This window comes from Psychromonas hadalis ATCC BAA-638 (assembly GCF_000420245.1).
In the GTDB taxonomy this organism is placed as follows: domain Bacteria; phylum Pseudomonadota; class Gammaproteobacteria; order Enterobacterales; family Psychromonadaceae; genus Psychromonas; species Psychromonas hadalis.
The window spans coordinates 19,526-28,016 of sequence record NZ_ATUO01000035.1; the positions used below are offsets into that span (position 1 = coordinate 19,526).

The following is an 8,491-nucleotide window of genomic DNA, read 5'->3' on the forward strand; positions in this document are numbered from 1 at the left end:
AATCCTTATTGATAAACTCAGTAAACCTATGTAAATTTATAACTAATTAATTAACTCACTTCCTTGAGTTGAACATTTTCATTAGCCACGCGTACCGCGTAGGTTTTTAATGAATGCTCTGCTGACTCAAAACATTGCCCCGTCCGTAGATCAAAGCGCTGTTTATACAAAGGTGATGCGACATAGGTTTTCCCCTCCGTTGAGCCCATCATGCCTCGTGACATCACGTTGGCTTGACCGAAGGGGTCAAAATTTGCAACCGCATAAATATTGTCACTGCGCTTACAAAAAAAAATAGCGACCTGTTGATTTTTAAACTGCGCGCAAGTGCCCGCATTGGGGCTAAGTTCATTTTTTTTACAGATAGTTGTCCACTCACTGTTTATTTGAGTTTGCATTTTATTCTCCATTATTCTGTTAATTCAATGATTTTTATCGGCTCAGCAGTTACTTTCGGTGTTGGAAAACGCTGTTCGCGCTGTTTCACAAATGACAGGTTATTATCAATGTCAGCACTATTAACAAAGTGATTAAAACGTTTTAATTTTGCAGGATTTTCAATGGTGGTTTTCCATTCACATTGGTAGTTTTTAATATTTTCAGCCATCTCCGCTTCAAGCTCACTGGCAATATTAAGTTTGTCATCAATGATCACTTCTCTTAGGTAATCTAATCCACCTTCAAGATTTTCTAGCCAAACAGAAGTACGTTGCAAGCGATCGGCGGTGCGAATATAAAACATCAGGAAGCGGTCAGTATATGTTTGTAACTGTTCATCACTCAGGTCTGAAGCAAATAGGTCTCCATGGCGAGGGCGCATACCACCATTACCACAAACATACATATTCCAGCCTTTGTCGGTCGCAATCAGGCCGACATCTTTAGTCTGTGCTTCAGCACATTCACGGGTACAGCCTGACACACCAAACTTAATTTTATGCGGAGACCGAAGGCCTTTGTAACGGTTTTCAATGTCAATGGCGAAAGCAACACTGTCTTTGAGACCAAAACGACACCACGTACTGCCCACACAAGACTTCACCGTACGTAACGATTTACCGTAGGCATGTCCCGTTTCAAAACCCGCATCAATCAATTTTTTCCAAATAAGCGGTAATTCATGAAGTTGCGCGCCAAACATGTCTACACGTTGGCCACCAGTCAGCTTGGTATAAAGATCAAACTCTTTGGCAACTTCGCCCAGTACAATCAATTTATCAGGGGTAATTTCCCCTCCTGCAATACGAGGTACAACAGAGTAAGTACCATCTTTTTGCATATTACCTAAATAGATATCATTGGTATCTTGTAGCTCGATATGCGCATCTTCAAGCACATAGTCGTTCCAATAAGAGGCTAAGATAGAGCCAACAGCAGGTTTGCAGACTTCGCAGCCTAACCCTGTCCCACAGTGCTCTAACATCTCATCAAAGGTTTTGATTTTTTTAACGCGAATAATATCAACCAATTCATGACGCGAATAAGCAAAATGCTCACAAATATCATTTTTCACTTCAAACCCTAAGTTCGCGAGTTCACAGTCTAATACTTGTTTCGCTAAGCTTGAACAACCACCACATCCAGTCGATACATTGGTTGACGCTTTAAGGGCAGACATTGATGTACAACCAGCGGCGACGGCATCTTTAATCTCCCCCTTAGTGACATCAAAGCAGGAACAGATAGCGGCACTGTCAGGCAGTGCATCCACGCCGAGCCCAGCGGCTTGCTCATCACCCACATTCGGTAAAATAAGCATGCTAGGGTTAGTAGGCAGGTCCATATTATTAAGTTTTAATTGTAATAATGTGCCGTAAGCATCAACGTCACCAACCAGCACGACACCAATCACTTTTTTACCATCCGCAGAAACGGTTAGACGCTTATAAACTTGTTCAATTTCATCATGATAAGTATAAGATTTCGCGCCGGGTGTTCGACCATGCACCTCGCCAATACTGGCAACATCCACGCCAAGTAACTTCAATTTGGTGCTCATGTCTGCACCGGTAAATACAAGACTTGTATCGCCTTTGATATGGGCAGCGGCCACTTTGGCCATTTGATAGCCCGGTGCGACTAATCCAAAAATAAAGTTATTCCACAATGCGCACTCACCAATTGCATACACATCTTCAACACTGGTTTGGCAGTGGTTATCAATGACGATACCACCACGCTCACCAATACTGAGCCCTGACGAACGTGCTAATTCATCTTGCGGACGAATACCCGCAGAAAATATAATCATATCGGTTTCTAAAAAACTACCATCGGCAAAATTAAGGCGATAACGGCAGAACTCACCATCAACAATTTCACTAGTTGCTTTTTCGGTATGTACTTTTACACCCAAATCTTCAATTTTACGACGTAATAACGCACCACCGCCCTCATCCAGTTGCACAGCCATTAACCGTGGAGCAAACTCAACAATGTGTGTTTCTAGCCCTAAATTAACTAATGCATTACCCGCTTCAAGCCCCAGCAGACCACCACCTATAACCACGCCGACCTTGCTGGTTTTCCCAGATTCGCTAATCGCTTCAAGATCATCAATGGTACGATAAACATGGCAATGCGGTTGATCGTTGCCTGGAATAGGCGGTACAAAAGGAAATGATCCTGTTGCCAGCACTAATTTGTCATAACGTTCTCTACGACCGCTGTGGGTTAGCACCTGTTTATTAGCAAAGTCGAGTTCAACTACTTTATCGTTAAGCACAAAATTGATACCATTTTCTTGGTAATAATTTTCATCGGTCAAGGCTAAATCTGCAGCACTTTTTCCGGAAAAGAAGTAACTAAGTTGCACACGATCGTAAGCAAGACGAGACTCTTCTGAAAAAGTGATTACCTCATAATCAACACTTTTATCATTAATGATGACGTCGATAAATTTATGGCCTACCATACCGTTGCCAACAACAATAATTCTTTGTTTACTCATAATCGTTATTTCCTTTATAAATTTTTTTTCTGTTTAAGCAGATAATTGGGTGATGACACTGTCTATATTTTGCTGTTCATTAACCCATTGCAGTTGCTCTGCAAGCGCAACAACTTTACCAACCATAATTAACGCAGGTGATTTGATTTGATGTTTACCGACCAAGGAAGCAAGTTGTTGCAATGTGCCAGTAATAACGCGTTGCTCTGGACAACAGCCATTTTCAATAAAAGCAACCGGTGTCTGTCGCTCAAGTCCTGCCTTTATCAATTGTGTTTCAATAAGTTCGGCTTTACTTAACCCCATATAAAAAACTAATGTATGATCTAACTTTGCGAGTGCGTGCCATTTTATGGAAAGCTCTTTTTCAGCATGTGCAGTGACAAATGTACAGCCCTGAGAAATACCTCGATGCGTAAGTGGAATCCCCGCATAACTACTACAACCAGCAGCAGCTGTTATTCCCGGCACTATCTCTACCTGTATACCTTGCGCTTTAAGTTCGAGCATCTCTTCACCGCCACGACCAAAAACAAAAGCGTCACCACCTTTTAAGCGACAGACATTCAAACCTTGTAACGCTTTATTTATTAACAACTGGTTAATTTCAGATTGCGTTAGACTGTGTAGACCTTTCATCTTTCCTACATAGCATTTTTCAATAGTGGCAGGAAAAAGAGCACGTATTTCTTCACTAACTAAATTGTCATATACAATGACATCCGCTTGCTGGATAACAGAAAATGCTTTCAGCGTTAATAGATCCGCATCACCCGGCCCAGCACCAACAAGTGAAACCAACCCCAAATCACCTTGATGATTAACCTTTAAAGTCGCCACGTTATGAGCCTCAATAGCATTCGCTGGAAACTTGGCAAGCTCACCTTTACTGCTTTCAAAAATCATAATCACCCCTTCATTGCCTCTAAATAACTCAAAATAAATAACAAGTTATTAACAAACTCTTATGCACTAGAGCAAAGGTGATGCCAATAGCAATAACTTCTCTTTAAAAATAATAAAAACGATTTAAATTCAATAGCTTATTAAAAAATAAAGATAATCTCACTGATCTTTATGTACAAAAACAACCAGTAAATGTTGCACAAATGTTGAAGTATGGTGCATTCATGCACCAACAAGACGCAATAACAGGCAAAAACAAAGAAACAAAGCACAAGTAAACCGCAGATAGGTGCTTATTCACAAACAAGAATTAAGCTTAGTCATTGATAAATAGGAACAAAATAAGTTGTTGAGTATTAACACTGATAACGCAAAGGAATTGGTGCGGTCTTTGCTCTATATAAAGCAATTAAGGAATTCATGCTTATAAACAGAGGATCACATGATGATAGAGAAAAGTTGCTGGACAAAAACAACCTGTGCATATTGTGGTGTTGGCTGTGGTATAGAAGCAAAGGTAAACTCGCAAGGTAACCTTGATATTCGTGGTGATAAAGATCATCCCGCTAATTACGGGAAATTATGCTCAAAAGGTTTAGCATTGGGCGAAACAGTCGGTCATCAAGGTAGATTACTCGCACCCAACATTGACGGGGCGGATACAGACTGGCCTACGGCACTTAACCATGTTGCCACCCAGTTTTCAAAAACCATCAAAGAGTTTGGCCCTGATTCAGTGGCTTTTTATGTTTCAGGTCAGTTATTAACCGAGGATTATTATGTTGCTAATAAACTGATGAAAGGTTTTATAGGTAGTGGCAATATCGATACCAATTCACGCCTATGCATGTCTTCAACGGTAGTGGGTCATAAACGCGCCTTCGGCTCAGATACAGTGCCGATTTGTTATCAAGACTTAGAAAGTGCAGAGATGGTGATTATCACAGGATCTAACTTAGCATGGTGCCATCCTGTTCTATTTCAGCGTTTAAAAGCGGCTAAAGAGCAACGCCCAAAGCTGTTTATTGTTGTTATCGACCCACGTCAAACAGACACTTGTAATATTGCTGATCTGCATTTAGCAATTCAGCCTGGCGCTGATGTCGCTCTGTTTAACGGTTTATTAACTTACCTAGCCGAGCAGAAAAAAATCAATCCCGAATATATCAGCAACTATACACAAGGTTTTCAAGCAAGTTTAAAGAGTGCTCAAAATGATGCATTGCCTCATCAACAGCTCCTTGAAAAATTAAAAATTCCAGATAAACAATTACAGTGTTTCTATCAAAAATTTGCAGAAACAGAAAAAGTAGTCACCATTTACTCGCAAGGTATTAATCAATCTTCACAGGGAAGTGACAAAGTAAACAGCATATTAAATTGTCACTTAGCCACTGGGCGTATCGGTAAAGCGGGCATGGGCCCTTTTTCTGTCACCGGCCAACCCAATGCAATGGGAGGCCGTGAAGTGGGCGGGCTCGCTAATACATTAGCCGCCCATATGGAGTTTGATAACCCTGTTGATCACGCTGCCATTAGTCATTTTTGGAAAACAGACAACTTAGCAACATCAGCCGGCCTTAAAGCCATTGATCTCTTTGATGCTATCGATGAAGGAAAAATAAAAGCAATCTGGATAATGGCAACCAATCCCGTGGTGAGTTTGCCTAACAGCAATAAAATTATTAAGGCATTAAAAAAATGCCCATTAGTGATTGTTTCCGATTGCATAAAAGACACAGCGACCACGCGACTGGCAAATGTCTTATTACCGGCTCAAGGTTGGAGTGAAAAATCCGGTACAGTCACTAACTCGGAACGTCGTATTTCAAGACAAAGACGTCTTTTACCGACCCCGGGTGAAGGTAAAGCGGATTGGTGGATCGTTAGTGAGGTAGCTAAACGCATGGGTTTTAGTGATGCATTTAATTACCTTCATGAAGGGGAAATATTTTCTGAATATGCACAGATGACCACACTAGGTAATGAAGATGGTAAGAGACGTGCTCTTAATTTAATTGGTTTAACAAAACTAGATGCACAAGGATACGCACAATTAAAGCCTCAACAATGGCCAGTAACCGCATTACAAGAGAGCATTATTCATCAACGCCTATTTAGCGATAATCTGTTTTTTACCGACTCTAAAAAAGCACAGTTTATTGCAGTCAACCACCAACCACTACAAAGTATTTGTAATAAAAACTATCCCTTATTGCTAAACAGTGGACGTATCCGTGATCACTGGCACACCATGACAAGAACGGGACTTTCTAGCCGCCTAAGTGCACATATCAGCGAGCCATTTATCAAAATAAATCCCCTGGAGGCACAAAAAAAGCAGTTAAAGAATGGTGATTTAGTACAGGTAACTAGCTTAACTGGCTCCGCACTGGTAAGAGTATCGATATCAACGGCAATCAAGAATAAGCAGGTCTTTATGCCTATCCACTGGAATCAAACCTATGCAAAACAAGCAAGCGTGTGCGCGTTAATCCTAGCCTATACGGACCGGCACTCTGGCCAACCAGAGTTTAAAGCCACGCCAGTTAACATCGATAAATGGCATTTTCAAAGTGAAGCGCTCTTTTTAACTCGAACAGAGCTTGAACTTGCAGAGTTTGGTTATTGGGCAAAGCAAAAAGTAGAAAAGGGTTACCTATATCGTATTGCAGATAAAATGCCAGCCAATCAATTAAAAGCAAAAATAACACTATTAATTAAAAATAAAGCAGGTAAAAATTTAAATTACAGCAACAATGATGAAAGCGATAACCCTCTTTACCGCTACGTAAATATACAAGAAAAAAAAGTCTGTTACGCTTATATTATTGCGCCTAATCTGCAACAACAAACGTTAGATTGGATGCAATATTTATTGGATATCACGCCCGATGTAACGATTGAACGCTCTATTATTTCAGGTCTAATGGAAGGAAAACTCGCGCAAGGGAAAATGATTTGTGTTTGTAAACAAGTCGCGACCAATGCGATTAAAGATGCGATACAAGCACAACACTCACCTACGGTTGAAAATATAGGCCAATGTACAAAGGCGGGTACAGGCTGTGGAAGTTGTATTCCTGATATTGAGCAACTAATAGAAACCTATGCAGTGAGTTTTAGTACTGCTTAAATAATAACGGGTTACTACCGCAGTAAAGGGATGAGATCATATCCCTTTACTCTTTCAACAAAATAATCACACTCTTTAACGCGCTAATAAACTGTGTTACTTCATTGATGGTATTATAAATAGAAAATGAAATTCGTACTGTACCCGTGCAATTTAACACTGAAATCAGTGGCATGGCACAATGACTACCACTACGCACTGCAATACCCTGCGCATCTAATAACATCGCGATATCACTGTGATGTTCATCTTCAACTAAAAAGCTAATAGCGCCTGATTTCGCAACGCCAGCACAAAAAACGGTGACTTCAGGTATAGCAAGTAATGCACTTTCAGCAACAGCAAGTAACATCTGCTCATGCAACATCAGCATTTTACGGTCGTAACCGGTTAAAAAATCGATGGCGGCCGCTAAACCGATAGCACCGGCAATATTAGGTGTGCCAGCCTCAAATTTAAAAGGAAGATCGTTGTAAGTAACGGTTGAAAAACTCACGCTTTTAATCATCTCACCACCGCCCTGCCACGGAGGAAGTGCTTTCAGAAGATGCTGTTTACCGTACAACACACCAATACCTGTTGGCGCAAACAACTTATGCCCAGAGAAAAGGTAATAATCACAATCCAAGGCTTGTACATCAATCACTTGATGAGCCACCGCTTGTGCACCATCAATAATAACCAAAGCATTCATTTGATGTGCCAGTGAAATTATCTCTTCGATAGGATTAATAATACCCAGTGCATTAGAGATGTGCGCGACGGACACGAATTTGGTTTTTTCAGTTAATAACGCTTGATAAGCTTGCATGTCTAAACTGTGATCCGCTTTCAGTGGGATCACTTTTAATACAATGCCAATCGACTCTACCAACATCTGCCACGGTACAATATTCGCATGATGCTCTAAGGTACTGATGATCACCTCATCACCCGCCACTAATTGCTTGGCAAACACATTGGTTAATAAGTTAAAACCCTCCGTCGTGCCCTTTGTCCAGATGATCTCTTTACTACTTTTAGCATTAATAAATTGGCAAACCGTTTCTCGTGCAGCTTCAAAAGCAGTGGTCGCACGGCAACTCAGTTGATGGCTCGCACGATGCACATTGGCGTTATCATTAAGGTAGTAGTGAGTGATCGCTTCTATTACTGCAAGTGGTTTTTGGGTGGTGGCTGCATTATCAAGATAGATTAACGGATGATCGTTTACCTGTTGATTGAGAATGGGGAAATTTTCACGAAATTCATTAACTGAAAAGAGTTTATTGGACATTAAAAGAGACTCCGTAGCATTTAGATAATAACGGGATTAAGCGTTCGCTCTGTACACAAGTTTTTAATATGAACTGCTGCTTCTCTTGGACGTAGAACTTTAGTCCTACCTTGTTAACGATTGGCGTGGCTAAAGCACAGCACATCCTAATAAAAAATAGGACGTAGGATTTTAGTCTTGCCTTGTTAACGATTGGCGCAACTAAAGCAACACATGAAAATAA

At 40.7% G+C, this 8,491-nt stretch carries 5 protein-coding genes; 1 reads left to right on the plus strand and 4 read right to left on the minus strand.

Annotated features, from left to right (window positions below):
* Nucleotides 1-50 precede the first annotated feature (50 nt).
* Genes nirD through cobA form a run of 3 tightly spaced genes read right to left on the minus strand, consistent with a single transcriptional unit; the run spans nucleotide 51 to nucleotide 3,856 of the window.
* Entirely contained in the window at nucleotides 51-398 is a 348-nt protein-coding gene (gene nirD / locus G322_RS0106365) for a nitrite reductase small subunit NirD (RefSeq protein WP_022940975.1), read from the minus strand.
* Nucleotides 399-409: 11 nt separating this feature from the next.
* Entirely contained in the window at nucleotides 410-2,950 is a 2,541-nt protein-coding gene (gene nirB / locus G322_RS0106370) for a nitrite reductase large subunit NirB (RefSeq protein WP_022940976.1), read from the minus strand.
* Nucleotides 2,951-2,983: 33 nt separating this feature from the next.
* Complete coding sequence (gene cobA, locus G322_RS0106375) at nucleotides 2,984-3,856, minus strand: uroporphyrinogen-III C-methyltransferase (protein ID WP_022940977.1); 873 nt, start codon at nucleotides 3,854-3,856, stop codon at nucleotides 2,984-2,986.
* Between the two features lie 442 nt (nucleotides 3,857-4,298).
* Between cobA and G322_RS0106380 the strand changes: the two genes are divergently transcribed.
* Nucleotides 4,299-6,992 (plus strand): nitrate reductase, encoded by a 2,694-nt coding sequence (locus tag G322_RS0106380; RefSeq protein WP_028866457.1) that lies wholly within the window; start codon nucleotides 4,299-4,301, stop codon nucleotides 6,990-6,992.
* A gap of 46 nt (nucleotides 6,993-7,038) precedes the next feature.
* Here the strand turns inward: G322_RS0106380 and G322_RS0106385 are convergent, their stop codons facing one another.
* Nucleotides 7,039-8,268, minus strand: coding sequence for an aminotransferase class V-fold PLP-dependent enzyme (locus G322_RS0106385; RefSeq protein WP_022940979.1), 1,230 nt, complete (start codon nucleotides 8,266-8,268; stop codon nucleotides 7,039-7,041).
* Between the last annotated feature and the right edge of the window lie 223 nt (nucleotides 8,269-8,491).